We start from the raw sequence: 26,772 nt of genomic DNA on the forward strand, positions 1-26,772 counted from the left end.
ATTATAATATAATTCTTTGAGAGGTATTGTACTATGAACAATAAATATAAAATTTTTATAGAGAATTTAAATAATAATGAATATTATACCAGTTCAAATATATTTGAAGAGTTAATATCATTATTAGAATATAAGGATTCTATAAATTTTAAAATTAATAATGGATCCGGAGATTTATATGATGCAACTTATAGTATATCATTGGATGGCAAAAATTACACAGTTTTAGGTATAAAAAAATTGAATTTTATAGATGAAAGAGAAATAGTAAAAAATCATCTAAAATATTGGAATAAGAATGATATACCGTTTTCTATAATTATTTTACCTAATGAAATAAGAATATATAACAATTTTGCAATAGATGAAAGTAAGATGTTGTTTTCTTCGAAGAAAAATAATAATATTGATTTATTAGAATTATTGAGTAATGAGAACATTATATCAGGATTAGTGTTAGAAAAATTAAATTTATATATTAATAAAAAAAATCGTGTTGATACAAGGCTTTTAAGCAACCTTAGGGAGACAATAAGAAGGTTGTACAATAAATGCCATATGCCATTAAAAAATGCGTATGATTTTTTAGCACAATGTATATTTATAAAGTACCTGGAAGATAGAGGAATGATAGGCGAAAGTGCCTTTTTGCCTTATAAAGCAAGCAATTTTGTAATGTTACTAAAAAATAATGACACGGAAAAAATAAAAAAATTTTTTAGATATATGAAAAAAAGATTTAATGGAGATTTGTTTGATATAAGTGATAAAAGTCCTTTTCCTAACAAAAATGAAATTAATGTTGTATATGATTTTTTTCTTGGTGATGATATTTACATTGATGGTAATTGTCAAATTACGATGTTTTATTATGATTTCGCTATAATTCCTATAGAACTTATAAGTAATATATACGAAACATTTTTTGATTTAGGTGATGAAATTTTAAAAACTAATACTGCAAATACTAATGGAGCTTATTACACACCTTATTTTTTAGCAGATTTTATGATTGATAAATGTTTTAATCAAGTTGAAATGTTGGATGGTAAAAATTTAATTAAAGTACTTGATCCTGCATGTGGTTCTGGAATATTTTTGGTCGAAGCCTTTAAAAAAATGGTTAATTATTACATAGGAGAACATGGCACAATAGATGGAAATACATTAACTGATATTTTAACTAATAATATATTTGGAGTCGACATTAATGAAGAGTCGTTGAAAATAACATGCTTTAGTTTATATATAGCGTTATTGGAATATTTAAAACCAAAAGATATTATGGAGAATAGGTTTAAATTTCCAAACCTTATAGGAATAAATTTACATAGGTGTAGTTTTTTTGATAGTGAACTTAATGAAATTAATATAAAAGCTGATTTAATTATTGGAAATCCACCTTGGGTAAGTAAAAATGAAGGAGATCATATAGATTATTGTAAAAAAAGAAGTATACCTATATCTGATGGACAATTGGCACAAGCTTTCTTATGTAGGGTTGAAGATTTTTGCAATAAGAATACGATTATAACATTAATAGTACCAAATAGCATTTTTATTAATCATAATGCAAAAGAATATAGACGATTTTTTTATGAAAATTATGAATTGCTTGAAATTTTCAACTTAAACAGATTAAAGAATATGCTATTTATAAATGCTAGTGCACCATGTTCAATTGTGTGTTATAAAATACTTAGAATGAATAAAAACAATTATAATTTTAATTATTATTCATTTAAACCTAATTTGTTTTCAAAATTATTCAATAAAATAGTTTATGATAAGGCCGAAATTATTAAAATAAATAGAAATATTGTAGAAAAATATGATTATATATGGAGAGTATTGACTTATGGAGATGAATTTGATTTTAGGGTAATAAAGAAGTTATATATGAATAACTGTACATTAGGAGAATTGATTAATAGCAAAGAAAGTAAGCTAATGTGTGAACGTGGATATGTAGTTGGAAATAAGAAATATGAAAGAAAAGAATTTCTTAAATTTCGCGGAGGAAATCTAAAAAATGCATTCGGAAAGTATATTATAGATTATAAAAATTTGCCTAAAATAACACAAGAATACTATGAAAGACCTAGAAAAACGGAAATGTACAAATATAAAAACAAAATATTAATTAAACGTACATTCAATAGAAAAAATTGGGGAGCTGCTTATTGTGAAAATCCTATATTGTTTACAGATGATTTCCATTGTATTGCAGATAAATCGGGTAATAATAAATTGATAATAAGATACTTGGAGGCAGTTATTAATTCAAAATTATTTCATTATTATTACATTCATACTACTAAGATTATGTCTTCTATTAAGCCTGAATTAAGTAAAGTAGATCTGTGTAATTTTCCTATTGTAGATGTAAAAGGTAATAAGGAACAAATTATAAAAATTTGTGATAAGACTATTAAAATAGAAAAATTATTAGGTGAGATACAAACAATGGCTATTGAAGACATACAAAAGCAAGAAAAGGCTATGATAATAGAAGATATTCAAAAAGACATAGACAATATGATTTATGATTTATATAAATTAAATGATATAGATAAAGAAACGATAAAGTATACATTTAATGACATTGAACCTGAGATTTACAAGAAAACATTAAAAAAGGAGATAGCTACTACGAAGGATTATAAAATATATTCTAAATATATTTGTGATTATTTTAATAGATTATTGAAAGGTCAAGATATTAATGTAGTTGCATCTAAAAATTATTCAAAACAATTGTATACAATTGTTTTTTTTAGGATAAGTAATTGCATTAATGATAATTCAGATGATTGTTTAACTGAAAAAATTTTAGAAAAAATACCTGATTTATTGGGAATAATGAGTTTAGAAAATCTAAATACAGAAGTGATTGTTAAAAATAATATTAGCGGTTTTTTACAAGAAGGTTTTTTTGTTATAAAAACAAAAGAATATAAAAATTGGACCAAGATGAGTGCAATAAAAGATGCAAATTATTTTGTTGACTGCATTTTTAATTCTTTTGAGGGGGCGGAAAATTTATGATTGATAAAACATCGCAAGATTCTCCCTGGTGGTTTAGAAAAGTAAAAACAGGGGTAATAACTAATTATATTAAATTGATAGTATATAGCTATAATGAAATAAAAAATCATAAATTTTCTAAAACTCCAATAGAAGATACTAGACGAAATTTATTAGTTGAAAGTATGTCTAAAAACAAAAGTATGTTTGGAATAATCTTTAATATATCTACTGAAAATGGAACATATGATAAAGAAACTTATAAAGATACTGGTCGTATTGATATATGTTGTTATATTAGTGAATTACAAGATAAATATATTGCATTTGAATGTAAAAGATTTATAAAAAATAACATGACCGCAAGTCATTTTAAAGATCAGTATTTAAATGAGGGTATGAAGAGATTTTTTGATAACATTTATTCAGAGAATATGGATATAGGTGGAATGATTGCGTTTGCAGAGACAGGTGATTTTACGAAACTGGACAGGCTTCTTTCGTTAAATCTTAATAATATAGCATTAGATGGATCATTTAAAGATATATCCTCAAAATATGAGCATAATAAAGTTTTTGAAACAAAACATAAAAGAATTAACGGTAATATTATTACGTTGTCACATATTATAATGGATTTTACATGAGTGTAAAAAACGATTAATTAAATATAGATACCGCATTTTTCTTAATATAATTGAAATTTATTGAGATAACTATTGTGAATCAATGGTTTGATTCAGCAAGTTTTTGCATACAAAATTTTATTTTAATTATAATATCTTTAATATTAAAAGAGTTCAGATAAAAGCATATTAAAAAATATTAAATGATTTTATTCTATAACAAAAATAAAACTTTATAATTAATTAGAAATTAAAGATTTTGTGAAAGATAAAATATTGTAAAGCTTAAAAGCGCACAAATTGTTTGAATTATAGGAATAAAACAAATTAAGTAAAAGATATAATCTATGTATATATAAGATAATTTAATATTAACTTTATATATTTATTAGTAATTAATATAATGTTTGGGGGAGAATGAGATGGTTGATTTCAAAAAATTGAGAGAAAAGAGAAAAACTGCAGATCCAATTAAACCATATGATATTTTTAAAAGACTAGCACCAGAAGGAATAAATGACTTGTGGCATAGCCAACAAATAATATTAGATGAATGGTTTCAAAGAAGGAATGAAAAAGATCTAGTAATAAAACTAAATACAGGTGGAGGCAAAACAATAATAGGATTGCTAATAGCACAATCTATTGTTAATGAAACTAAAGGCTCAGTTCTTTACTTGTGCCCAACAAATCAACTTGTAAGCCAAACATTTGATAAAGCAAAACAATATGGAATAAAGGTGGCTAAGTATGTTTCAGGAAAAGGAATACCGATAGGATTTAAAAGTGGAAATTGCATAATGGTTGCTACATATAGTGCACTATTCAATGGTATGTCTACATTTGGCTTGGAAGGTGATGTAGATATTACTTCAGTAGAGGGTATTATTTTTGATGATGCTCATACTTCTGGATCTATAGTGAGGGATCAGTTTACTTTGAAAGTAGAGTATAATGATAAAAATAGTGAACTTTACGATGAAATAGTAGGAATATTTAGGAATGATTTTAAAGATATTGAACGAATTGGTATATTCGATGATGTTACAGGTGGTAAAGATAGTAAAGTACTAGAAGTACCATATTGGGCATGGAAGGCAAAAGAAATTCAAATTAGAAATTTATTAAAAGACAAATCTGATCAATTTAAATTTCAATGGAAACTATTGAGAGATAACTTAAAATATTGTCATTGCTTAATTGATACAAAAGAAATAAGTATAACGCCTATATATCCACTAGTTAACTTGTTTCCAACATTTATAAATTGCAAAAAGAGGATTTATATGTCGGCTACTTTAGCTAATGATAGCACCATTATTACAACCTTTGATGCGGATTATAATTCAGTATTAAATCCTATAGAGGTAGATAGTAATGTTAGTATGGGAGAACGAATGATATTAGCACCAGCATTAATGAACATAAACGCTGATATAAAACAATTGGTAAAAGATCTGTGCAAGGTAATATCAGAAAAATATGGAGTTATAATTTTAACACCATCGTCAATAGCTTCAAATCAATGGACTGAAATAGGAGAATTTGCAGCTAAAAGTGCAGAGGTATTAGCACAAGTGGAAAAAATGACGAAACATGATAGCAAGGGCCCCTTTATTTGGGCTAATAGATATGATGGTATAGACTTACCAGCAGATACTTGTAGATTATTAATTATGGCAGGAAAACCTGGAGTTATGAATGCATATGATAGATATATCGCATCTGTATTAAATGGTAGTCAGTTAATAAATTCAATTGTTGCACACAGAATCGAACAGGGAATAGGGAGAGCGACTAGGGGAGCCGGAGATTATTGCGTTATTTTACTTGAAGGTGATGATATAATAACTTGGATAAGTGAGCGCTCAAATTTAAATTTACTCAGTCCATCTACAAGAGCACAGCTAGAACTTGGCAATGATATAAGTAAAGAAATAACAAATGTAGATGAATTATATTCAACTATTAAGAGGTGTTATGTTAGAGACCCAGAGTGGACTTCACTTCATGCGGAAATGTTAGCAGATATAAGTAATGATAAAATAAGTTATGAAAAAACTATTAAAGAAGCAGCGGCAGAAAGAAGATTTTTTAATTATTACTTAATTGGTGATCTAAATCTTGCAAAACAAGAATTAAATAATTTAATTAAGGACGTATTGGATATCAAGTTGAAAAGTTGGTTAAAACAAATATTAGCTAAGATTTATAATGATTTAGGTGAAAGAGATAAAGCTAGGATTTTACAAAAAGAAGCTTATAAAGGAAATAATCAATTATTTAAGCCACTTTCTGATATACCATATGAATATTTACAAGAGCCATCTAATCAATCAAAAAAAATAGTGGATAGTTTAAAAAAATATTCCTATAGGAAGGGGCTTATAAGCGAAATTAGTAACATAACATCTAAATTAACACCGAGTTCATCAGCAAATCAATTTGAAAATTCTATGAAGCAGTTAGGAAATTTAATTGGTTTTGAATGTCAAAGACCAGAATATGTATATGGAGAAGGTCCTGATGTATTATGGAGAATAGAAAGTAAAAAGTTTTTAATAATAGAATGCAAAAGTAAGAAGAAAACAAAAAATCCATTAAATAAAAAAGAACATGGTCAGCTATTAGAGTCATTTGAATGGTTTAAGGAAAAGTATCCAGGATGTAAAGGAGAAAAAGTATCATTACATCCTACAGATTTTGTCACAGAAGGTGCACATACTAATGAAACTTTGGTATTTACATTAAAATCTTTAAATAAATTAATAGTTAATGTTAACAGTCTTTTTAATGAATTGTGTTATTTAGATTTTGATGAAATTACTATGAACAGAAAATGCGATGAGTTGTTAAAAAAATTCAAGCTTTTACCAGATAGCTTTATTAATGAGTATTGCGAAAAATTTAAATCTGTATAATTTTATGTTAGGTATGTAGTTTGTATTAAATATAATTTATTTGATTTTGAGTGGACTTTCTATTGAATTCAATAAACATTTATCCTCAAATTTTAGTTTGAAGTATAGTTTTAAAGGAGTGTTTTTGATGAGGATAATATTTATAGGCTTTTTGCTGGGAAATAGTGTTTATGGGGAGAATATCTCATCTAAAGAGTGAGTTTTCGTAATTAATACAGTTTGAATATTTTGTCATATCGGTATACCAATTATTATAGAATATTGTGGTTAATTTTAATTGTTGTAATTTTAATAATGATTTACACTGGGAGTCAATGTTTTGAAACTTGCGATTTGCCAAAAATACATTTTGCTTTTTTAATGTGGCACCTTTAGGATTTCCCAATAAATACTGTACTATTGGTAAATTGGTTTTTTTGTAAATTAATATTAAATTTGAAGTGTCAGATTTATTAAGGTTGTTTGGAATATTAATGTTTTCCATATAAATCACTACTTTTATTTACAATGTTTTAGGCAAATACTGTAAATAAGTTTGTAATAATAAAAATTTATTTGTGAACTTAATATATAAATAAAATATGATCAAACTTTATTTCAAAAATAAAACATCAAAAAAATAAAAGCAGCCAAGTTTTGCTCAAACTTTATTTTAAAATTTATTTTATGTTCCAACGAAGTTAAGCTATTTCTTAAAGATAATTTGATCAAACTTTAATAATAAGTTAATACTAAAATTGGTGTTAACTAAAATTAAAGCATAGAAAACTAGGCATTTTAAGAAAGTCAAAATGTCTAGTTTTTTATTATTTCCCCTAAAATCAACTGTGATGCCATTAAAATCTTAAGTTTTTTCCTAAACTCGAATGCTATCTTTATAACTACTTGCCTGATTCCTGAGCTGGTTACAGTTACCTTTGCAGCTCATACTGCATACTATTTTATATATGTTTTTATTTATATTGTAATTTAACTTAACGCAACTATAATTGCACCTATTGCTATTAATCCAACACCCAATCCGTTTAATTTACTTATTTTTTCTCCCAAGAAAAGAATAGATAATACAGTTGCAATTACTACGCTAAATTTATCTATTGGAGCTACTTTAGCAACTGTACCGAATTTTAATGCTAAAAAATAGAATAACCATGAGAGTGCTCCAGCAACTCCACTTAATATTATGAATGAAAATGCCTTTTTGTTCGAAATTATTTGAGGTATCTTATTGAGATTTCCTTGGAAAAAAATAACAGCCATAAGAAAAATAGCCATGATAACAGCTCTTACTGCAGTTGCAGTATTGGCATCAACTGATTTAAGACCTATTTTGCCAAATATTGCTACTAGTTAAGCAAATACAGCAGAACATATAGCAAATAAAAACCATAAATTATTCATATATAATAACTCCTTATACTTATAAAATTTTAAATTCTTCTCTTTGAGGCCAATATATTTTAAATTCAAGTTTTTCAATATCTCGTTGTTGTTTATAATTTACTCTGAGGTTGGAATTCTCTGGTATAGTTATACCTTTCTCAATTTTTAGAAATTGAGCTATATTATTTGAATCTTTTAATGAGGATATCTTTTCACATATGCTATTCAATAGATTTTCAGATTTTCCTTTTTCATCTTCAGAAACTTGATAAAACTCATTTTTATTAATGTAATTGGTAGAATCACCTGTAGAAAGCCAATTGATTAAAGCATCTTTACTAAATCGCCATTACCTCCCAATCTTTCTTGCTGGAATATGTTCCTCAAAACTTACAAGCTTGTTCAACATTTAATATATTGCTATCCAAAATAGCACCTCCCTTAATAATATTTATAATACTGATTAATATAAAAATCAATACATAAAAGTAAATAATAGTATTTTAACATTATTTAAATGTATTTTAACTGTATTAAGTGCTGCGTTAACATAGTCATAACTGTATTTTTAATTTGATTTTAATCTTATCTTTAGTTTTTTTAATTTACCTAATATAAAAATATTAATAAATAAAGAGATTATAGAGGGAGGAATAGAATTTTGATTAAAACAGAAAAACTTGCAATGTTGAAATCAATAGAGTTATGAATGCAGCAGTATTTATTACAGCTCATTTACTAAAGGATATAGAAGTTCTTTAACGATTGGAGAAGAAAAATGAAAAATATTTTTGTCGATTTAAAGGAATTCTGCAAAAAATATAAAAAGAGAATAATAGCTATTTCATCAATTAGTCTATTAACTGTGATAATTGTGGTAGGAGCAGTAGGGGGGGGATAATATATTCAAAGGCAAAAACGAATATAAAATATAGTCAGGAACAACTTCAACAAATTGCTTTAGGGAAAATACCTGGTAAGGTATTAAAGGTAGAAAAGGAGTTGAATTTTGAAGAAGCAACTTTTGAATACAAGTTTAATATTAAAGATAAAGAGAATATGCTTCAAGTAGTTAAGTTAGACTCTCAAAATGGTGTTATATTAGGAATAAATAATAAAAGTTCCGTAAAGGAAAATAAAGAAGGCCATGACAATGAGAGAGGTGGCCATGGCAAGAACTAAGAAAATAGTATATATTGATATTATATAGTGGGCTAATAGCTCACTATTATTTTATGGAGGTGGTAATGTGAATGACTATAAAATACTTTTAGTAGAAGATGAAAGACAAATGGCAATGTTTATTGAAATGGAACTTACACATGAAGGATATAAAGTTGATGTAGCATATGATGGAAGGGAAGGATTAAAAAATTTAGAAAATAAAGAATACGATTTAATCCTTCTTGATGTTATGTTACCAGGCTTAAATGGAATTGAAGTCTGTAGAAGGATCAGACAATTTTCTTATGTGCCTATTATAATGTTAACAGCTAAAAGTGACATACCTGATAAAGTATTGGGGCTTGATGCTGGAGCTAATGACTATTTAACGAAGCCTTTTGCAATAGAAGAATTATTAGCAAGAATTAGGGTATACATGAGAAACAAAATATTAAAAAATAAACTTGATGAAATCAAAGTAAAAGATGTAGTCATGGATAATAAAACACATCAGGTATGGAGAGCTGGTAAAGAAATAGGACTTACAAAAAAAGAATTTGACATTCTTGAAATGTTGCTAATCAATAAGAATATTGTACTTACAAGAGAACAATTAATTGAAAAAGTATGGGGATATGATTATGTGGGAGATACAAATGTAGTAGACGTATTTATAAGATATTTAAGAAGTAAAATTGATGATGATTTTGAAGATAAGCTTATAAGTACAATAAGAGGTGTAGGATATGTTATTAAAGAAAATTAAGAATACTTTCAATAATATGATAAATAGACTTCAAGGAGCATTTGACAGGCAAGTACAGTTTGTATCGGATGTATCCCATGAACTTAAAACTCCTATTGCAATTATTCAAGGATATGCTAATTTACTTGACAGGTTGGGAAAAGATGATAAAGAAGCTTTAGAGAAGTCAATTCATGCAATTAAATTAGAGTCGACTAATATGGCTAATTTGGTTGAGAGATTATTATTTATTGCTAAAGGTGATAGTGGAATACAAAAAATAGAAAAAAAGAATTTTGGCTTAATGAGCTTATTTCTGAAGTAGTTAGAGAAAGTAAATTGATAGCCTCGAATCATATAATATCAAATGATAGGAATGATACTGTTAGTATTATTGCCGATTACAAAATGATAAAGCAGATGTTGAGAATATTTATTGATAATAGTATTAAATTTTCACCAGGGCAGAGTACAATAGATATAAGTTCAAAAATATATAATAATAAGATAAGGATAACTATAAGTGATAGGGGTATTGGGATACCCCAAAATGAAGTTGAAAAGATATTTGACAGATTTTACATTGTTGATAAATCCAGGTCTAAAGAAAAGGGAGGAACAGGTCTTGGATTATCTATAGCAAAGTGGATTGTTGATATGCATCATGGGACTGGAATGTCAACATTTTTCTAGACAACTTTTTTAAGGTTATTTAACTTAAATTGATATGGAGTTACATATCCAAGAGATGAATGAATTCTATGGTTATTGAACCAGTTAACATAATCTGCTAGCTGCCATTTCAACTCATCAAGTGATTCAAATACATTTCCACGTACAAATTCTGTTTTTATAATTTTAAATGTTGCTTCTGCAACTGCGTTATCATAAGGACATCCTTTCATACTAAGTGAACGTTTAATTTGAAAGGCCCTCATTGCCTCATCTATAATCTTATTTTTAAACTCATTACCTCTATCTGTATGGAAAATTTCAATATTCCTTAGATTGCCATTTACTTTTGCAAAAGCTTTTCTTACTAATGCTGCATCTTTATGGTTCCCTGCACTGTAACCTATAATCTCACGGTTAAAAAGGTCAACAAGTATGCAGATATACTCCCATCTGTCTCTAACTCTGACATATGTAAGATCGCTTACTACAACATTCCTGTATGGTTGATTCCTAAATTCCCGTTTAACAAGATTATCTATTTTTGATTCATTGAATTTATCCACATGTGATTTGAACTTTAATTTTGTATAACTGGATACAAGAGTATTTTGTTGCATTATTCTGCCTATTTTCCGCCTTGAAACTCTGTATCCTTTTTTCTGTAACTCAACCTTGATTTTTCGTGTTCCATAATTATTCCGGCTTGAGTTAAATATGTCCTTAATCATAGATATAAGAGCATCTTCACTGTTTTTCTTTCTACTTTTATAGTAATAGGTACTTCTTGAAATCTGGAGGACTTTGCACATTGCTGATACAGAGTATTTGTGGGAATTCTTCCTTATCACATTTACTTTCGTCCCAAAATCAGCGCAGCTTGTTTTAAAATATCATTCTCCATCATAAGTTGTTTGTTCTTCCTGCGCAGTTCTATAAGTTCCTGTTCTTCCCTGCTTCGATTATCCTTTTCCTTAAATGACCCCGTATTTTCAGACTGCCTTATCCATCTACTCACCATTGATAATGATAGACTATATTCCCTGGCAATCTCACTTTTCATCTTACCATTATGATAAAGTTCTACTATTTGATTCTTAAATTCCGTTGTATAATTATGTCTCTTTTTTGTTTCCTTTTTTTCAGACATGATTAATTTCCCCTTTTCTATAATTATTTTATTATATCATGTTCCTAAAAAATGTTTTATTTATTGTAGCCTATCCAGACTATAGATGTAGAAAGTGAGGAAGGTAAATATACAAACATAACGGTTGCGTTGGATTTAGATAAATAAAGAAAATATAGGGCATTCCTTAAGGTAAATCTAAGTTTATTTTAATATAATTTTAATCTTAAGTATAGATAATTTATATCATATATTTATTATATTTTATTTATCTGTTGTAACTGGAGATATTATTAATTGTCATTATAATAATATCCATTATTTCAGGAATAGTTGCATTTATTGAAGAAAAGAGAAATGGAGGTGATAGCGAAGATGATATCATTAATACAGAATCTTGATAATTCTATTCTCGTATATATAAAGAATAATATGCATGGATATATAATGGATAAAGCTATGCTCATAATAACCTCTTTAGGCAACGTAGGAATTATATGGGCTGTGATCTCCATCTTACTAATGAGTAATAAAAAATATAGAAACATAGGTTTTATGGCTTTAGGAGCTTTAATATTAAGTACGATTTTAGGGGAAGGAATATTGAAACATGTAGTTAAACGCATAAGACCGTCAGCAGATATACCAGCAGTTAATCTTCTGATTTCAAAACCTTTATCATATTCATTCCCGTCAGGACATACTACTTCTTCGTTTGCAGTTGCAGGAGTATTAGCAAAATATTTTAAACCATATTCAGTTGAGTTTTTCAGTTTGGCAACTTTGATAGCTTTTTCAAGATTGTATCTATATGTTCATTATCCTACAGATGTTTTAGCTGGTATAGTTTTAGGGTTAATTTGCAGTAAAATGACTATTTATTTTTTCAATAGAATGAGTCAATCAAAGCAGTTAATATGTAAAAAAGGTGATTAGATGTATTTAAGTATTTTCAGAAGAATAAATATATTTGATAATTATATTTTATTTGCTATTAAAAAATATATGCAAAATAAGTATTTAGATAAATTAATGCCTATAATAACAAGTATGGGAAATTTAGGAGCTATTTGGATTATGATGGCTGTAGTTTTAATCTTAGATAAGCCATATAGATTAATTGGTAATATGGTAATACTTACAATAATAATAAGCACCATTGTTGGGGAAGGAATAGTAAAACATATAGTGAGGCGAGTTAGACCATGTAATAATGAAAATAATGTTAGTCTCTTGATTTCGAAGCCAATATCATATTCATTTCCCTCTGGACATACTGTATCATCTTTTGCTGTTGCTGAAGTGCTATCCATGTATTTTAGTCAATATAAGCTGATATTTATAGGTATAGCATTTTTAATAGCTTTATCGAGGCTATATCTATATGTTCATTATCCAACAGATGTTATAAGGAATCATAATTGGAATACTTTGTTCTAAGTTAATCTTTATAATTTTACGAGGAGGATATTTAGCAAAGTTTGATATCCTTTTTTGCTCATTTATCTTGTAATACTTTTATTCCAGCACTATTTATAGATATTATTTTGATTAAATTCTGTTTCAAGATTAAGTTGTGTTTGAAAACTAAATATTGCACAGAAGCTGAGTTTTAGTTAAAATATAATAAAAAAACTTGTGAGATTGTAAATATGGCACAAAAGTTCATCAACATAGGGCCGATGATATATTGCTTTGAGATATATCATAGTTCCTTTTGTTTATGAAAAATCAACGTTTGTAGGAGTATAATTTTTATGAAAGACAGAATATCGATAACAGATTTAGCAAGACTTAGAAATGTAACTACTGAAACTCTAAGACATTATGATAGAATAGGACTTTTCAAACCAATATATGTTGATCCGAGAACCAATTATAGATATTATTCTATTTTGCAGTACGAAAAACTCGGCACGATAAAAGAACTACGCCAACTCGGAATGTCACTTAAGGAAATAAAAGAATATTTCGATAACAGAAGTGCAAATAAATCACTTTCAATATTGAAGAAAAGACATATAGAACTGAAAGATAGAATAAGAAATCTCAGTGTATTGGAAAAGAATATATCGGAGAAAATTGAGTTTTTAGAATCTGTAATTAAAGAGTCAAATACAGATGAAGTTGTACTGAAAAAATTCCCGGATAGAAAGATAATTACCTTTGGCAGGGTAGTTAAGAATAAAATTGACTTAAGTTATGAATTTCTTGAGCTCGAAAATAGTCTTCAGGAGATTTCACCTATTTTGGCAAGTAATAGACTGGGATTTATAATACCTGAGAAGAATATTCAATCCTTGAATGACATGAATTCAAATAGAGTATTTGTATTTTCAAAGGGTAAATCAAAAATTGATGAAAGCTGTATTAAAACTGTAGAGGGAGGAACTTATGCCTGTATATATAACATTGGAAAGCCATGGCATAGAGAAAAAAGTATAAATAAATTAATCGAATTTATTAAAAATGAAGGATTTGTGATATCTGGAGATGCACTTCGGGTTGCACAAATTGATATAACAGTGACTGATATTCTAGATGAAGAGTGCTTTGAAATACAAATTCCAGTTAGATAACCTATTGATATGAAAATATTGATAGGTTATTTTTGATTATTAATATTGACATTTGTGTAACACAAAAGTTTATAATTATAACAAATATTTTTAAGGGAGGTGTGAAAATTGGAAAATAACATTTATCAAGATATAAAGTTGATTTCGCAGGAATTAAAGTCGGAGGTTGTGTCATTTGCCCGGAAGTTGATTCAAACTCCAAGTATCAGCGGATCAGAATATGAGCTGAGCTGTATCCTGCTGGACGAAATGAAAAAACTTGGTTATGATGAATATTTTAGAGATGATCAGGGCAATATTGTGGGTATTATAAATGGAGAAGAGGATGGACCGACTATAATGTACAATTCCCACATGGATCATGTTGGTGAAGGGAATCTTGAAAACTGGAGAGGATATGATCCCTATGGTGGGAAAATTGACATATGTGAAGTAGATGACAGTGACGGGACAAAAAAAGAAATGACTGAGTGCATCCATGGTAGAGGCGCCTCTGATGTAAAGGGAGGAGAGGCGTCCCAGGTTTATGCAGGAGGAGTACTTGTAAGATTAAAAAAGATGGGATATAAATTTAAAGGAAAATTCATGTTTACAGGTGTTGTTATGGAAGAACCTGCAGAAATGGTTGGAATGAAACATCTCATAGAAAAAACACTTCCATCCCGTGGTTTGACTTATGATGCCATGATTACATCAGAGGCTTCTTCATTAAAAATATATTGTGGGCATAGGGGTAGAGTTGAAATACTTGTTACCGTCTATGGCAGGACTTGTCATGGCAGTACGCCCTGGTCCGGAATAAATGCTATATATAAAGCAATACCACTGATATGTATGATCAAAGATGATCTTTCAAAATCACTTCCAGAGGATGAGAAACTTGGCAGGGCATCAATATCACTTAATATAATAGAATGCAGCCCGGGAGCTCTTTCTATTGTACCGGATAAGTGCATGCTCTCTATCGACAGACATCTCATACCTGGTGAAACTCCAAATATGGCATTAAAACAAATTCAATCGTTAATTGATGAAATATCGTCAAATGATGCAGGATTCAAAGCAGATGCTGTAATAAAATCATCACTTGAAAAATCATATACAGGAGTAGAATATGAAGTGCCTAAAATAATGGAACCATGGAAAATTTCACAGGGCCATGGATTTGTAAAATCTGCTGCAGCTGCAATTGAATCGGTTGGGCAGAAAGTAAAGTATGGCTATTGGTATTTTGGAACGGATGCGAGTAAAACTGCTGGCATCGATAAGAAACCCACTATTGGATATTCACCTATGCAGGAACAGTATGCACATAGTCCGTATGATAAAGTGAGGATTGACTATATTGTAAAATCCATTGCAGGGAATACTGCTATTTTTATAAAGGCTTCGGAAGGTGATTCTGAAATATTTAAATTATTATAATCGATTGTCCATTGTAAGGAGGAAATGGTTGTGAAAAAAACTTATGTTAAAAAAACTTATGTTAAAAACTCAACTGGAGTTTTAAAGAAAGTATTATTGTGTCCACCCACATATTTTGAATTTGAACCAATTAACGTGATAACTGAGGACTGGCTTGACAAGGGGGAAATATCGGATAAAAAAGCTTGCTTGAGAGAACATGCTGAATTAGTACAGGCTTATAAAGAAAATGGAGTAGAAGTTGTAATGATGGAACCTGATCCAGATTTACCCTATGAGGTCTTTTCAAGGGATTTTGGAGGATGTGTATCTGAAGGATTTATAATGGGAAGGTTCAGAGAACCTGTACGTCAGGGAGAAACTGCCAGATATGAAGCGAAGATGAAGGAACTTGGAATACCATGTGTTGCAAGATGTACATCAGGTGCATATGAAGGAGGGGATTTTTGGTTCCTCGATGATTATACATTAGCGCATGGAGTTATAGCAAGGACTGATTTTGATGGTGCCGAAAATGTAAGAAGGCAGTTAAATGAATTGGGATATGAAATGATTATCGTACCTGCCTTAAGGCAGAATCTTCATCTCGATATGTGTTTCAATATAGTTGCTGAAAAAACAGCTGTAGTATGTAAGCAAGCACTACCTTATAATTTTTTAAAATGCTTGAAAAGAGAAGATTTACATTAATAGATGTACCACAGGAGGGAGTATTCAGACATTATTGTAATCTTCAAGCTCTTGGAAATGATAGGGTAATAAGTTTTAAAAATAATAAAAGGGTAAATGAACAGCTTGAAGCTCTTGGAATAAAAACTGTGAAGCTTGATCTCGTTGAGATACTTAAAGGTGGAGGTGGACCACACTGTATGACATTTCCATTGGAAAGAAAATAGATATTCTATAATGAACATAAATGTGATATTATTATAAAATACAATAAAAATCTATTTAATTTTCAATGAAAGGGAATATATATTATGAAATCGAAGCTGATTGGTTTTTTATGTTTATTTTTAGCAGCGACTATATGGGGTGGAATGTATGTAGTCAGCAAATATATACTGGAATTTGTATCATCTATTACATTGGTGTGGATCAGATATTTTATTGCATGCATAATATTATTTCCGGCTTTAATAGTGGTCAATCACCGTAAAGGAAATTACAATAAAATGGGTAAGAAAGATTGGCTGCTTGTAATATGGATAGGGTTTATAGGATATTTTGTTTCAATAGTTTGTCAATTTATAGGGACAAGCTTGTCTGATGCGCATACGGGATCTTTAATTACAGCAGCTTCTCCTGTGTTTGTAGTGTTGTTTGCAAGATTTATACTTGGAGAGTCTCTTACAAAAAGAAAAGTTGTATCACTTTTTCTGTCAGTGATAGGTGTCATTATAATTGTAGGATTTGACAGTACTGGTACAGGCCATTTTCTGGGAAGTATAATACTTGTAGGTGCAGCTGTAACCTGGGCGCTTTTATCAGTATATGTGAAGATTGCGTCCAGATATATGGATGCAATTACTATAACTGCATATGCAATGCTGGCTGCTTTAATATTTACTACACCATTTATGATTTCAGAGAATAATAATTTTATTCCAATTTTAAATAATAACAGGGTTTTAATCGGTATAATTTATCTTGGAATTGTATCTACTGCAGGAGCATTCTTCTTATGGAATAAGGGTATTGAAATGGTTGAAGCAGGTACAGGGTCATTGTTTTTGTTTTTTCAGCCTATTACAGGTTCTTTTCTAGGATGGCTTTGCCTTGGAGAACAATTGACAAGCAGCTTTTTTATCGGTGGAATTTTGATAATATTTGCAGTTGTTATAGCTTCTAAAAGCGAGAGTTATACTGAAATTAATAATGTTAAATGAGGTATATTAGTTATTATAATATACCTCATTTAATTAGAATAAACCTTTTTCACAATAGCCATAGGGAAACCACTTGCATTTGGAACATGTTTTTTGAAATGTTTCTAAAGTTAAAGTTTGTTTTATTGCTTTAACTGTATTTGAATAATAATATATGTTATTGTATTTGATATTTAAAATCTTTAATGCACGGGCATCAAGGTATGATACTTTATCTTGAAATACACAGTCACCATTCCTCAAATTGTTAGGGCATGCTGCACAGATATTATCACAGCCATGTGTTATTATTATCAGTGATTTATCTTCCAGCGCATTTGTTATTTTATCCATGTTTTTAATGAAAATTTCACTATATCCATGGCCTGTGTAACCTTGGATACATAACAAATGATGAGGTCTTAGCATTAACATTTAATTAGTTTCGCCCTTAGGAGAGCTTGTCTAACATTGTATCCGAGTATATAGGCAACTATAATTTTTACTATATCCAAAGGAATATACGGAAGCACACATAGAGCTATGGATTTTTGTATTGACATATTTGTTATAAAAATAAATTGTAAAGTTCCTATAAAGTAGCAGACCATCAAAGAAAATATAAGTCCAAGAATTTTGAATATAAAATTCAAATCATTTTCTGCAGTTTTTCCAATAATAAATGCAATTATAGGAAAACTGATCAAGAATCCCCCTGTAGGCCCAACGAGCACACTTAATCCACCAGAGAAATTGGCAAATACAGGTATTCCGACTATTCCCAAAAGTATGTATATTATTTGAGATAAAGTACCAAGTTTACTTCCCAATATTATGGAAGACAAATATATGGCCAATACCTGCATGGTAATAGGAACAGGACTGAAAGGCAATGGTATGGAAATTTGTGATAAGACGGCGGTTATAGCTGTAAATATAGCAACGGTACACATTTCTTTAATTGAAAAATGACTATTCATGTTTTTAACCTCCTTAAATATAATCTTATTGTTAACTAATTAAATAAAACAAGTTAACAATAAGATTATATTTGTATCAGGGGATTTTGTCAAGATATAAAGTTATATTTCAGAAGATTTGTTAGTATAGCAGGTTTTATAAAAATTAAAGTACTAATTTTAATATTGACAATTTAATAAAATTATAATACTATTGTATTAAAATAATATATTTAGTAAAATATATAGCTTCATATTTAAAAATTGATCAATTAGTATATCTCGGAATTCATTAAAATATTCGTGGTTTTGTAAGTTGAAATCAGGAGTATTTTATAGAATACTGGATATAAATAAATGTTTCCTGCTATAGAAAGGTGGATATGTGATGGAGAAAGTCGTTGTCAATGTTATAGAATCTAAATGCGATTGTTACAAAAAGGGAGATAAAATATATATAGAGGACATGTTAATTAACATGAAGAAAACAAGTAATGTTTGCGTTACGGCTCTTCAGGCCATTTTTCCGTTTATATACGCATCTAGAAAGGGGATTACACCAGAACAGATGGGTTATGGGGAGAAACTTATAGTTCAATGTCCTGATTATTGTGAACCGGTGGTATTTGAAATAAAAAAAATGGGTTGATCTGATGAATAAAAAAGCATTTTCATCATTAACAGAATTAGCTGCTGTTATAATAAAAATGCTTTTGTAAATATTGTTTAGGATATCTCAAACTGTTTTTTTATTATTTCGGAAAGTATTTGGGCGGTTTCGTGTACTCCAAATAAACTACTGTCAATCATCAGATGCTTATTTTTTATACTTTCCAGTGAATAGCCGGCATAGTTTTTATAATAGTTGTCTCTTGCCTTGTCAACATCTCTAATCATCTTGCGGGCTTCCTCCGGCTGCATGTGTAATGTGCCTATACAATTTTCAAAACGTGCTTCTTTTGGAGCATATATAAATATATTCATGCAGTTTTTATGATCTTTCAAGATGAAATCGGCACATCTGCCGACGATAATACAGGATTCTTTATCTGCCAGGTCAAGTATTATCTGCCTTTCTACATCAAATATTTTATCCTGATTATATTTTGGAGAATCTCCCAAAGGAAAAAGCATATTGAAAAAATTTGATTTGGACCCCGTTTCTTCATGATTGCTTATAGTTGATACGGGAAGGTTCAATTTCCTTGAGGTTTGCTCTACTATATCCCTGTCATAGTATTCTATTCCAAGCATTTCGGATATCTCTCTTGCTATTGGTCTTCCCAAGCTTCCAAACTGTCTATTGATTGTTACACAATATTTCTTCATAAATTCAATATCACCCCACTATTCGTGCAAGAAAAGTTCTTGTACGCTGATTTTTTGGATTTGTAAAGATTTCTTCAGGCTTGCCTTCTTCGACAATATATCCATCTGCCATAAAAATAACCCTGTCAGAAACATCCCTGGCAAATTCCATTTCATGAGTTACTACTATCATTGTCATACCATCATCAGCCAGTTGTCTCATGACGGCGAGTACATCACCGACAAGTTCAGGATCCAGTGCTGAGGTAGGTTCATCAAAAAGAAGAGCCTTGGGTTCCATTGCCAGTGCACGGGCTATGGCAACTCGCTGCTGCTGGCCTCCTGATAATGTGGCAGGCATTGCATTTGCCTTGTCTGCAAGTCCAACTTTTTCAAGCAGTTCGAGAGCTTTCTTTTGAGATTCATTTTTTGATTTTTTCTTGGTCAGAACTGGGGCAAGCATAATATTTTTCAGAACACTTTTCATGGGAAACAAATTAAATCGCTGGAATACCATACCAACCTCTTCGCGATATTTTCGTAGATCATTACTTTTTTCACGTATATTTTTATTACTGTAATAAATATTTCCACCAGACTGAGTTTCAAGTTGGTTGATGCAGCGGAGCAGTGTACTTTTACCAGATCCGGAAGGACCAATTATACATATGACTTCTCCTTCTGAAACTTCAAGATTGATATCTTTAAGTACTTCAAGATCACCAAAATTTTTAGATAAATTTTCTACACGTATCAGGCTGTTCATACTTTCACCCTTCTTTCTATCTGTTTTTGAATAATAATTAGAATTGAAATTATCACTAGATAGAACACAGCACCTGCAGTATAGGCTTCTATTGTATTGAAAGTAACTGCAGCATAATTTTGAATCTGCTTTGTTATTTCATTTACTACTATTACAGAAAGTATTGCTGTATCCTTAACTGTAATTATAAACTGATTGAATAAAGCGGGTAGCATTGAGCGAAAAGCAGGTGGCATAATTATATGCCATAAAGTCTGAAAGGGTGTTAGACCAAGTGATAATCCAGCCTCTTTCTGACCAGGGTCAATTCCCTGCAATGAACCACGTACTATTTCCGCAATAAATGCACCTGAATTCAAGGATATTACTATAATTCCTGCCAGATTGCTTCCAATATCATGTCCGATAATTTTAGGAACAACAAAGTATACATATAAGGCTTGAACGATCAGAGGTGTTCCTCGAATAATCCATAAGTATACATCGGCGACAGCTACTGCAATCTTGATTTTATAGTGAAGTACAAAACCGGAAATGCATCCCAGCAAAAATCCAAATAAAATACCAAATATTGAAACCTCCAGTGTCACTTTTAATCCATCTAAAAGCATAGGCATCAATACTTTGAGAAAACTCAAATCCATAATATCATCCTTCCTTAAAGTACAACCTTTGTATTGATTGTCATAGTTTTATAAAATTAAAGATTTCTTCTGACAAATCTATATTCCAATGATAAAATTCTGCTATTGAAATTGCCAGAAGAATCTGTCTTAATTGGTTATACTTTTACACCATTTTTGCTCGATTTTATCCAATGTTCCATCCTGCTGCAGTTTTTTGATTGCTGCATTCAAAATACCGACTAACTCGGGATTCTTTTTGGAGGCATTAAAAGAAACTGCAATTGCATATGGAGACTGATCCTGTGCAAATTGTTCACCGACCATCTTGAGCTTTGAATTCTTTTTATTTGCTATATAGTATGTAGTACCGGGTGCATCATAAATAAGGCAATCTACCTTGCCACTTTCAAGTGCTTCGTGTGCTGTTGTAATAGAATCATATATTTGGAGATTATTTGAAGGAATACCAGCTTGAACTGCATACAAATTGCCGGCAGTTCCCTTTTCTACAGCGACTTTATATTTACCACTCTTGAGACTTTCAATTCCTGTTATTTCCTCTGGACTGGTTTCTTTATTTGTAATAACTGTAAGACCTGCCTTATAGTAAGTATCACTGAAATTCATGGCTTTTTTTCTCGAATCTGTAGCACAAAGAGCAGCCATGGCAATATCCAATTTTCCTCCAGATACGGATGTGGTCAACGGACTGTAATCCATAGCCTGTACAGTATTACCGTCAATTTTAAAACCAAGAAGCTTCTGAAGTGCATTTAAAAGATCAATGTCAAATCCTATTAAAGTTTTTCCGTCATTGTCGTAGTAGCTGAAAGGAGCATAAGTACCAGAAGTTCCAACTTTAAAAGTGTAATCCTTCAGAGCTCCTTCAAGTTTTCCTGTATAAGTTTTCGATGAATTTTTGGAATCTGTACTGTTCTTTGAAGCAGTACTGCCGCATCCTGACAGTGATCCTACCAGGGTTATTATCAATAATGCGGTTAATAATTTTTTCATTTTTATTCCCCCTTTGAATTTTTTATTTCTTAAGTCATGAAGATTATAAAGAGAAACATTCATATAACCTGAATTTGAATGTCTCTGATTAACATTTTACCGTTAATGAGTTATAACAATCAATCTTTTTATACACAGTATCATCTGTTTGTAATTTTGTCAATAATTTATTTATTTTTTTACCAGGTTGATAATTTATCATGATTTAGAATATGCGGTTTCTAAAATCCTTTCTGTATACTCAATAAATTTTTTAGAAGCAGGAGAAATGTGTGCTAGTGATTTTATTCCAATTCCCAAACTTCGAAAGGAATATGGTTCAAGTGGCAAAGTAGTAACCTGGCTTGACCACTCTTGGATGATTAAGTTTGGCAGTATGCTTATGCCAAGATGGTTCGCAACCATTGAAATAATAGCATGGTCATCTGTTGATGAAAAGCGTATATATGGTTTTACACCTGATTTTGTCAATAAAAGGTGTATATCATAGTCAATACCAAATGCAGACATGATGAAAGGTTTGTCCTGAAAGTTTGAAACTGCATAAGTACCATTTACGGGAGCTTTAAAATCTTTCGGCAGTATTGCCATAAGAGGATCGTCATGGAGCGGTATCCAGTCGAATTTCTGGGAAGGTCTGTGACTGCAGAAACCAAAATCTACAGTGCTGTTTTCAATCCATGATTCTATTTCATCAATTCCGCCTTCTTTCATGTGAATATCAATATATGGAAAATCATTTTGAAATTCATATATGATCTTTGGAAGCCAGTTTATGGAAATACTTGAATATGTTCCAATGTTGATGGAACCGGTTTGGAGACCGTTTAAAGCACTTATTGTCTGTTCAAGACGGGAGTTCTCGGATAAAAGCTGTCTCACAAGCGGGACAATTTTCTTTCCGTTGTCTGTAAGAGATACACCGCGTCTTGTTCTGACAAACAGTGGAAAACCCATTTCATTTTCCAGACTTTTTATTATATGACTTACTCCGGATTGAGTGTATCCAAGTTTATTGCCGCTCAAAGTAAAATTTTCAGTTTCTGCTACATCAGCAAGAAGTTCGTATTTTTTTAAATCCATTTTAATGCTTTCTCCTTTCAAAATAGGATTAATGAATGAGACATGATAAAAATTAATGTCTGATATTGAAAATTGTAATTTTACTATTTTCATAATATGAATTATTATAGTGTAAACAGATAAAAAAAACAAATTATCAATTTTAAGCACATGTAGTAAACAATCCGGCAATAGGAAGGAGAGATAGCGTGGAGAGGTACAGATTTTTAATGAATCAGCATATTGGGAAACCATCCGTTCCTCTGGTTGAAAAAGATGAAACGGTAAAGAGAGGAAGACTTATAGCCGGAAAGATGCCGGGAGTGATGGGAAGCAATATCTATTCAAGTGTAGATGGAAGAGTTGTCTGTGCAAATGATACTTATATTGAAATTGAAGAGCAGGAGAAAACTGATATGGATCAATATGAGAAACTGTATGGTACGGCACCACAGGAACTGGTGGAGGAATCCGGACTTGTAGGGCTGGGCGGCGCAGGCTTTCCAACATATGTAAAACTTTCAAAGCCTCTGGATAAAGATGGTACGTTAATAATAAATGCAGCAGAATGTGAACCAATTTTAACCCATAATATTTTGATGATAGAAAAGAAATCAAAAGAAATTGTCCGCGGTATTGAGATAGTTATGGGTATGGTTCATGCTCAGAGGGCCATAATCGGTATAAAAGAAAAAAATAAAAGAGCAGTGAAAGCACTTGAGAAATGTGTTGATAATTATAAAATAAAAGTTTGTTTACTGCGTGATATGTATCCAATGGGAGAGGAAAGGGCAATTATTAGAGAAACAAAAGGCATACTCCTGGATGTTGATGAACTTCCTTCCAAAGCCAATACTGTTGTGATCAATGTGGAAACAGTCTACAGAATTTATGAAGCGGTGGATAAAAAGAAACCATTTATTGACAAAGACGTTACAGTGGCAGGAAAACTTAAAGGTGATCTGATTCAAGTATTTGAGGATGTTCCTATTGGTACAAAAGTCAGCTCACTAATAGAAAAAGCAGGTGGATGCTATCCAGATTATGGTGAAATCATTATGGGAGGACCATTTACAGGTAAAAGAACATCCTTGAACTCACCGGTAATCAAAACAACAGGAGGAATAATTGTTACAGAAACCTTCCTCAAGGCTCCGGATAAAATAGGTCTTCTTGTATGTGCCTGTGGAGCAGATGAGAAAAGACTTGTACAAATAGCAGAAAGCATGGGCTCGGAGGTGACGGGTATAGAATATTGCAAGCAGGCCCGCAAGGTCAAAAGTAGTTATAAGTGTGAAAATCCAGGAATATGCCCCGGACAGGTTCAGAAAGTAATGGCCCTTAAAAAGACAGGTGCCAAGGCGGTATTGATAAGCAACTGCAGTGACTGTACAAATACGGTAATGTCCTGTGCTCCAAAGATTAAGCTTCCCGTATATCACTGTACTGACGGTGCACTCAGGGCTGTCAATCACAGATTGATACGAAAGTTGAATTCTGATAACAAATATTAAGAAAATATAGAAAGTTATGAAATAGGAGGAAATAAATATGTCAATTACTAACGAAACAATAAAAAATCATTTAAAAGATCCAGCAATCTTTTGCTGTCAGAGAAAAAAAGGATTGGTAATCAGTGAGCATGATTTAGAGGATCCTACATTATTTGATGATATGGTGGAGGCAGGTCTCATGACATTGAGTGATGACGGGCTTACAATTGAACAGGTACTTGGAAGGACATTGACATCGGATGCAGATGCGCTTACTCCAATAACTGCGGATATGCTGGATGGTATCAATGAAACATCAGAAGCCTCAGACCAATCCAAAACATGTAATGGAAAAGAAAAGGTTGAAGCACAGAAAACGGAAAATAACAAGATGCTGCACATTGAAATATCAAAGCTGGAAGGGCTTAAGCTGGATATACCTGCAGGTATGTTGATAAACCAGTCACCTGAACTGGAAAAAGAACCGGCAGAAGATAAAGTTATAAGAACTCTTGTCAAAAAGTACTACAAGGTCAATGAAGTAAAACTTGGATTGGAAACATCGTTTGAAGGTGGAGTATTGACTATAGATAAAAATATTGTGGATAAGGCAATTAAGGCGGATCCTCTTGTAAAAGAATTGAAAATGGACATTATTACACCGGATAACAGGCATGTTTATACAGAAACTATCATGGATGTGTGTCCAATATCTACTAAAGCAGAGGGAAAGATTGGAGAAGGAATTTCACATATACTGGATGGTGCTGTATTTATGCTTACTGGTGTTGATGAAGATGGGGTACAAGTTCACGAGTTTGGTTCCTCGGAGGGCTATCTTGACGAAAAGATGAAATTTGGAAGACCTGGCTGTGCAGATGAGAATGACATAATCATCCGTGTACATGCAGTTATTCAGAAAGGCACAGGAATGGAAAGAAGGGGCCCTTTTGCAGCACATGCTGCAGAAGATGTAATTATTCAGGAAGTTAGAAATATAATCAAGAAGACGTCAGAACCTGTAGAGAAAGAAAAAGTATGCAGGGATGTAAAAAAGTATGGCAGACCAAGAGTGGTTCTGGTCAAGGAAATCATGGGGCAGGGTGCTATGCACGATAATGTTCTTTGTCCGACGGAACCGGCAGGTATACATGGTGGGCAGAAAAATGTAGATCTTGGTAATGTACCTATTATGATGACACCGAATCAGGTACGTGACGGAGCAATTCATGCATTGACATGCATAGGACCTGCGACAAAGGAAATGACAAGGCATTATTTTCGTGAACCTCTAGTTGAAGGACTGGCAGAAGATGATGAAGTGGATTTGATTGGAGTCATATTTGTAGGAAGTCCTCAGGTCAATGATGAAAAGTCTTATGTTTCAGAACGTCTTGGAACACTTGTGGAAACTCTGGAGGTAGAAGGAGCCATAGTTACTACTGAAGGTTTTGGAAACAATCATATTGACTTTACATCACATATTGAGCAGATTGGGATGAGGGGAATTCCTGTGGTTGGTGTATCTTTCTGTGCATACCAGGGACAGCTTGTTGTAGGAAATAAATATATGGATGCAATGATAGAGATCAATAAAGACAAGGATGGATTTGAGAATGAAATTGCAGGATGCAGTTCTATTACAAAGGAAGATGCAGATAGGGCAATTCTCATGTTAAAGACGAAAATGGCTGGAACTCCTATTGAGCCTGCTGATCGTAAATGGAAGCAGGAGGTAATTGACAAAAATCAAAAAATTGTTGACGAGGTACTTGGAAAATGATTGAGCTGAATCCAATATTGACTGAGGGAAAAATTGTTGAAGTAAATGATACTGCAGTAAAAGTGGATGTCCGGGGAAGACTTGGAGTAATATGTGTACCACTTAGATGGGTATTTACAGATAAAAAGCTTGAAGCGGGTCAAACGGTGCAATTTTACTTCAGCTACATGCAGACTATTTAATGAAGATAAAAATAAATAATAAAATCAAGGAGGAAGATAA

General features: G+C 31.1%; 27 protein-coding genes and 2 pseudogenes. 18 read left to right on the top strand and 11 right to left on the bottom strand.

The features are described 5' to 3' along the window. Window positions 1-33: 33 nt before the first annotated feature. The 3 genes from LKE46_RS16120 (at window position 34) to LKE46_RS16130 (ending at window position 6,574) form a co-directional block, all read left to right on the top strand. Window positions 34-3,048: an Eco57I restriction-modification methylase domain-containing protein gene (locus tag LKE46_RS16120; protein ID WP_291724679.1), complete on the top strand. Its 3,015-nt coding sequence runs from the start codon at window positions 34-36 to the stop codon at window positions 3,046-3,048. Next, a complete protein-coding gene (locus LKE46_RS16125) occupies window positions 3,045-3,674 on the top strand; it encodes a hypothetical protein (RefSeq protein WP_291724682.1) in 630 nt (209 codons plus the stop codon). Before LKE46_RS16120 ends, LKE46_RS16125 begins: the two co-directional genes overlap by 4 nt. Before the next feature lie 401 nt (window positions 3,675-4,075). Beyond that, window positions 4,076-6,574, top strand: coding sequence for a DEAD/DEAH box helicase family protein (locus tag LKE46_RS16130; RefSeq protein WP_291724685.1), 2,499 nt, complete (start codon window positions 4,076-4,078; stop codon window positions 6,572-6,574). Window positions 6,575-6,758: 184 nt separating this feature from the next. Here the strand turns inward: LKE46_RS16130 and LKE46_RS16135 are convergent, their stop codons facing one another. The 3 genes from LKE46_RS16135 to LKE46_RS16145 all read right to left on the bottom strand — a co-directional run bounded on the left by LKE46_RS16135 (window position 6,759) and on the right by LKE46_RS16145 (window position 8,186). Beyond that, window positions 6,759-7,058: a hypothetical protein gene (locus LKE46_RS16135; protein WP_291724689.1), complete on the bottom strand. Its 300-nt coding sequence runs from the start codon at window positions 7,056-7,058 to the stop codon at window positions 6,759-6,761. Window positions 7,059-7,543: 485 nt separating this feature from the next. Continuing rightward, window positions 7,544-7,915 carry an EamA family transporter gene (locus LKE46_RS16140; RefSeq protein ID WP_291725731.1) on the bottom strand — a complete coding sequence of 124 codons (372 nt, stop codon included), beginning with the start codon at window positions 7,913-7,915 and terminating at the stop codon, window positions 7,544-7,546. Window positions 7,916-7,994: 79 nt separating this feature from the next. Beyond that, window positions 7,995-8,186 (bottom strand): hypothetical protein, encoded by a 192-nt coding sequence (locus tag LKE46_RS16145; protein ID WP_291724693.1) that lies wholly within the window; start codon window positions 8,184-8,186, stop codon window positions 7,995-7,997. Window positions 8,187-8,735: 549 nt separating this feature from the next. On the opposite strand from LKE46_RS16145, the gene LKE46_RS16150 reads away from it, so the two are divergent. The 5 genes from LKE46_RS16150 to LKE46_RS16170 all read left to right on the top strand — a co-directional run bounded on the left by LKE46_RS16150 (window position 8,736) and on the right by LKE46_RS16170 (window position 10,559). Further along, window positions 8,736-8,858 (top strand): hypothetical protein, encoded by a 123-nt coding sequence (locus tag LKE46_RS16150; protein WP_291724696.1) that lies wholly within the window; start codon window positions 8,736-8,738, stop codon window positions 8,856-8,858. Between the two features lie 23 nt (window positions 8,859-8,881). Next, a complete protein-coding gene (locus LKE46_RS16155; RefSeq protein ID WP_366847226.1) occupies window positions 8,882-9,139 on the top strand; it encodes a PepSY domain-containing protein in 258 nt (85 codons plus the stop codon). 67 nt (window positions 9,140-9,206) lie between these two features. Next, window positions 9,207-9,887 carry a response regulator transcription factor gene (locus LKE46_RS16160; RefSeq protein WP_291724703.1) on the top strand — a complete coding sequence of 227 codons (681 nt, stop codon included), beginning with the start codon at window positions 9,207-9,209 and terminating at the stop codon, window positions 9,885-9,887. A gap of 16 nt (window positions 9,888-9,903) precedes the next feature. Further along, window positions 9,904-10,191 (top strand): histidine kinase dimerization/phospho-acceptor domain-containing protein, encoded by a 288-nt coding sequence (locus LKE46_RS16165; RefSeq protein ID WP_291724706.1) that lies wholly within the window; start codon window positions 9,904-9,906, stop codon window positions 10,189-10,191. Window positions 10,192-10,274: 83 nt separating this feature from the next. Then, complete coding sequence (locus LKE46_RS16170; protein WP_291724710.1) at window positions 10,275-10,559, top strand: sensor histidine kinase; 285 nt, start codon at window positions 10,275-10,277, stop codon at window positions 10,557-10,559. On the opposite strand, the gene LKE46_RS16175 is transcribed toward LKE46_RS16170, so the two are convergent. Beyond that, a protein-coding gene (locus LKE46_RS16175) for an IS3 family transposase (RefSeq protein WP_291724714.1) occupies window positions 10,556-11,688 on the bottom strand; the annotation gives its coding sequence in 2 pieces (ribosomal slippage) (window positions 10,556-11,421 and window positions 11,421-11,688; 1,134 coding nt in all). The genes LKE46_RS16170 and LKE46_RS16175 overlap by 4 nt on opposite strands. Window positions 11,689-12,042: 354 nt before the next feature. On the opposite strand from LKE46_RS16175, the gene LKE46_RS16180 reads away from it, so the two are divergent. The 6 genes and pseudogenes from LKE46_RS16180 to LKE46_RS16205 all read left to right on the top strand — a co-directional run bounded on the left by LKE46_RS16180 (window position 12,043) and on the right by LKE46_RS16205 (window position 17,560). Next, entirely contained in the window at window positions 12,043-12,603 is a 561-nt protein-coding gene (locus tag LKE46_RS16180) for a phosphatase PAP2 family protein (RefSeq protein WP_291724717.1), read from the top strand. Further along, window positions 12,604-13,180, top strand: a pseudogene (locus LKE46_RS16185) (phosphatase PAP2 family protein). Between the two features lie 244 nt (window positions 13,181-13,424). Further along, entirely contained in the window at window positions 13,425-14,246 is an 822-nt protein-coding gene (locus tag LKE46_RS16190) for a MerR family transcriptional regulator (protein WP_291724720.1), read from the top strand. Between the two features lie 108 nt (window positions 14,247-14,354). Beyond that, window positions 14,355-15,671, top strand: coding sequence for a M20/M25/M40 family metallo-hydrolase (locus tag LKE46_RS16195; protein ID WP_291724723.1), 1,317 nt, complete (start codon window positions 14,355-14,357; stop codon window positions 15,669-15,671). 24 nt (window positions 15,672-15,695) lie between these two features. Next, window positions 15,696-16,567: pseudogene (locus LKE46_RS16200) on the top strand (dimethylarginine dimethylaminohydrolase family protein). An 84-nt stretch (window positions 16,568-16,651) separates the two neighbouring features. Then, window positions 16,652-17,560 carry a DMT family transporter gene (locus LKE46_RS16205; RefSeq protein WP_291724726.1) on the top strand — a complete coding sequence of 303 codons (909 nt, stop codon included), beginning with the start codon at window positions 16,652-16,654 and terminating at the stop codon, window positions 17,558-17,560. A gap of 33 nt (window positions 17,561-17,593) precedes the next feature. Here the strand turns inward: LKE46_RS16205 and LKE46_RS16210 are convergent, their stop codons facing one another. Both LKE46_RS16210 and LKE46_RS16215 read right to left on the bottom strand, forming a co-directional pair. Continuing rightward, window positions 17,594-17,974 carry a DUF1284 domain-containing protein gene (locus tag LKE46_RS16210; RefSeq protein WP_291724729.1) on the bottom strand — a complete coding sequence of 127 codons (381 nt, stop codon included), beginning with the start codon at window positions 17,972-17,974 and terminating at the stop codon, window positions 17,594-17,596. Continuing rightward, window positions 17,968-18,519 (bottom strand): biotin transporter BioY, encoded by a 552-nt coding sequence (locus LKE46_RS16215; RefSeq protein ID WP_291724732.1) that lies wholly within the window; start codon window positions 18,517-18,519, stop codon window positions 17,968-17,970. The genes LKE46_RS16210 and LKE46_RS16215 overlap by 7 nt, the downstream gene beginning before the upstream one ends. A 367-nt stretch (window positions 18,520-18,886) precedes the next feature. Here LKE46_RS16215 and LKE46_RS16220 point away from each other — a divergent pair, with 367 nt between their 5' ends. Next, entirely contained in the window at window positions 18,887-19,147 is a 261-nt protein-coding gene (locus tag LKE46_RS16220; RefSeq protein WP_291724735.1) for a TIGR04076 family protein, read from the top strand. A gap of 77 nt (window positions 19,148-19,224) precedes the next feature. Here LKE46_RS16220 and LKE46_RS16225 read toward each other — a convergent pair whose 3' ends face one another. The 5 genes from LKE46_RS16225 to LKE46_RS16245 form a co-directional block, all read right to left on the bottom strand. Beyond that, window positions 19,225-19,827, bottom strand: a complete 603-nt coding sequence (locus tag LKE46_RS16225) for an AAA family ATPase (protein WP_291724738.1) — start codon at window positions 19,825-19,827, stop codon at window positions 19,225-19,227. A 10-nt stretch (window positions 19,828-19,837) separates the two neighbouring features. After that, window positions 19,838-20,572, bottom strand: coding sequence for an amino acid ABC transporter ATP-binding protein (locus LKE46_RS16230; RefSeq protein ID WP_291724741.1), 735 nt, complete (start codon window positions 20,570-20,572; stop codon window positions 19,838-19,840). Further along, window positions 20,569-21,216, bottom strand: coding sequence for an amino acid ABC transporter permease (locus tag LKE46_RS16235; protein ID WP_291724746.1), 648 nt, complete (start codon window positions 21,214-21,216; stop codon window positions 20,569-20,571). The genes LKE46_RS16230 and LKE46_RS16235 overlap by 4 nt, the downstream gene beginning before the upstream one ends. A gap of 129 nt (window positions 21,217-21,345) precedes the next feature. Next, the gene (locus tag LKE46_RS16240; protein ID WP_291724749.1) at window positions 21,346-22,212 is read right to left on the bottom strand and encodes a substrate-binding periplasmic protein; all 867 of its coding nucleotides are present in this window, start codon (window positions 22,210-22,212) and stop codon (window positions 21,346-21,348) included. A 198-nt stretch (window positions 22,213-22,410) separates the two neighbouring features. Next, complete coding sequence (locus LKE46_RS16245) at window positions 22,411-23,295, bottom strand: LysR family transcriptional regulator (RefSeq protein WP_291724752.1); 885 nt, start codon at window positions 23,293-23,295, stop codon at window positions 22,411-22,413. 170 nt (window positions 23,296-23,465) lie between these two features. Here LKE46_RS16245 and prdC point away from each other — a divergent pair, with 170 nt between their 5' ends. From prdC to LKE46_RS16260, 3 genes are read left to right on the top strand one after another with little or no spacing between them, the layout of a single operon-like run. After that, on the top strand, window positions 23,466-24,788 hold the full coding sequence (gene prdC / locus LKE46_RS16250) for a proline reductase-associated electron transfer protein PrdC (RefSeq protein ID WP_291725733.1): 1,323 nt from the start codon (window positions 23,466-23,468) through the stop codon (window positions 24,786-24,788). Between the two features lie 37 nt (window positions 24,789-24,825). Further along, a complete protein-coding gene (prdA, locus tag LKE46_RS16255) occupies window positions 24,826-26,550 on the top strand; it encodes a D-proline reductase (dithiol) proprotein PrdA (RefSeq protein ID WP_291724754.1) in 1,725 nt (574 codons plus the stop codon). Beyond that, window positions 26,547-26,732 carry a CBO2463/CBO2479 domain-containing protein gene (locus LKE46_RS16260; protein ID WP_291724757.1) on the top strand — a complete coding sequence of 62 codons (186 nt, stop codon included), beginning with the start codon at window positions 26,547-26,549 and terminating at the stop codon, window positions 26,730-26,732. The genes prdA and LKE46_RS16260 overlap by 4 nt, the downstream gene beginning before the upstream one ends. Window positions 26,733-26,772 lie beyond the last annotated feature (40 nt).

Origin of the sequence: Clostridium sp. (genome assembly GCF_022482905.1) — a bacterium.
In the GTDB taxonomy this organism is placed as follows: domain Bacteria; phylum Bacillota; class Clostridia; order Clostridiales; family Clostridiaceae; genus Clostridium_B.

What these genes read in the sequence shown, in the direction of transcription:
- LKE46_RS16135 (WP_291724689.1), bottom strand. Translation starts at nt 7,058, where the DNA reads ATGGAAAACATTAATATTCCAAACAACCTTAATAAATCTGACACTTCA.
- LKE46_RS16150 (WP_291724696.1), top strand. Translation starts at nt 8,736, where the DNA reads ATGAAAAATATTTTTGTCGATTTAAAGGAATTCTGCAAAAAATATAAA.
- LKE46_RS16130 (WP_291724685.1), top strand. Translation starts at nt 4,076, where the DNA reads ATGGTTGATTTCAAAAAATTGAGAGAAAAGAGAAAAACTGCAGATCCA.
- LKE46_RS16240 (WP_291724749.1), bottom strand. Translation starts at nt 22,212, where the DNA reads ATGAAAAAATTATTAACCGCATTATTGATAATAACCCTGGTAGGATCA.
- LKE46_RS16225 (WP_291724738.1), bottom strand. Translation starts at nt 19,827, where the DNA reads ATGAAGAAATATTGTGTAACAATCAATAGACAGTTTGGAAGCTTGGGA.
- LKE46_RS16215 (WP_291724732.1), bottom strand. Translation starts at nt 18,519, where the DNA reads ATGAATAGTCATTTTTCAATTAAAGAAATGTGTACCGTTGCTATATTT.
- LKE46_RS16165 (WP_291724706.1), top strand. Translation starts at nt 9,904, where the DNA reads ATGATAAATAGACTTCAAGGAGCATTTGACAGGCAAGTACAGTTTGTA.
- LKE46_RS16210 (WP_291724729.1), bottom strand. Translation starts at nt 17,974, where the DNA reads ATGTTAATGCTAAGACCTCATCATTTGTTATGTATCCAAGGTTACACA.
- LKE46_RS16260 (WP_291724757.1), top strand. Translation starts at nt 26,547, where the DNA reads ATGATTGAGCTGAATCCAATATTGACTGAGGGAAAAATTGTTGAAGTA.
- prdA (WP_291724754.1), top strand. Translation starts at nt 24,826, where the DNA reads ATGTCAATTACTAACGAAACAATAAAAAATCATTTAAAAGATCCAGCA.
- LKE46_RS16205 (WP_291724726.1), top strand. Translation starts at nt 16,652, where the DNA reads ATGAAATCGAAGCTGATTGGTTTTTTATGTTTATTTTTAGCAGCGACT.
- LKE46_RS16180 (WP_291724717.1), top strand. Translation starts at nt 12,043, where the DNA reads ATGATATCATTAATACAGAATCTTGATAATTCTATTCTCGTATATATA.
- LKE46_RS16245 (WP_291724752.1), bottom strand. Translation starts at nt 23,295, where the DNA reads ATGGATTTAAAAAAATACGAACTTCTTGCTGATGTAGCAGAAACTGAA.
- LKE46_RS16230 (WP_291724741.1), bottom strand. Translation starts at nt 20,572, where the DNA reads ATGAACAGCCTGATACGTGTAGAAAATTTATCTAAAAATTTTGGTGAT.
- LKE46_RS16220 (WP_291724735.1), top strand. Translation starts at nt 18,887, where the DNA reads ATGGAGAAAGTCGTTGTCAATGTTATAGAATCTAAATGCGATTGTTAC.
- LKE46_RS16125 (WP_291724682.1), top strand. Translation starts at nt 3,045, where the DNA reads ATGATTGATAAAACATCGCAAGATTCTCCCTGGTGGTTTAGAAAAGTA.
- LKE46_RS16170 (WP_291724710.1), top strand. Translation starts at nt 10,275, where the DNA reads ATGATAAAGCAGATGTTGAGAATATTTATTGATAATAGTATTAAATTT.
- LKE46_RS16120 (WP_291724679.1), top strand. Translation starts at nt 34, where the DNA reads ATGAACAATAAATATAAAATTTTTATAGAGAATTTAAATAATAATGAA.
- LKE46_RS16190 (WP_291724720.1), top strand. Translation starts at nt 13,425, where the DNA reads ATGAAAGACAGAATATCGATAACAGATTTAGCAAGACTTAGAAATGTA.
- LKE46_RS16235 (WP_291724746.1), bottom strand. Translation starts at nt 21,216, where the DNA reads ATGGATTTGAGTTTTCTCAAAGTATTGATGCCTATGCTTTTAGATGGA.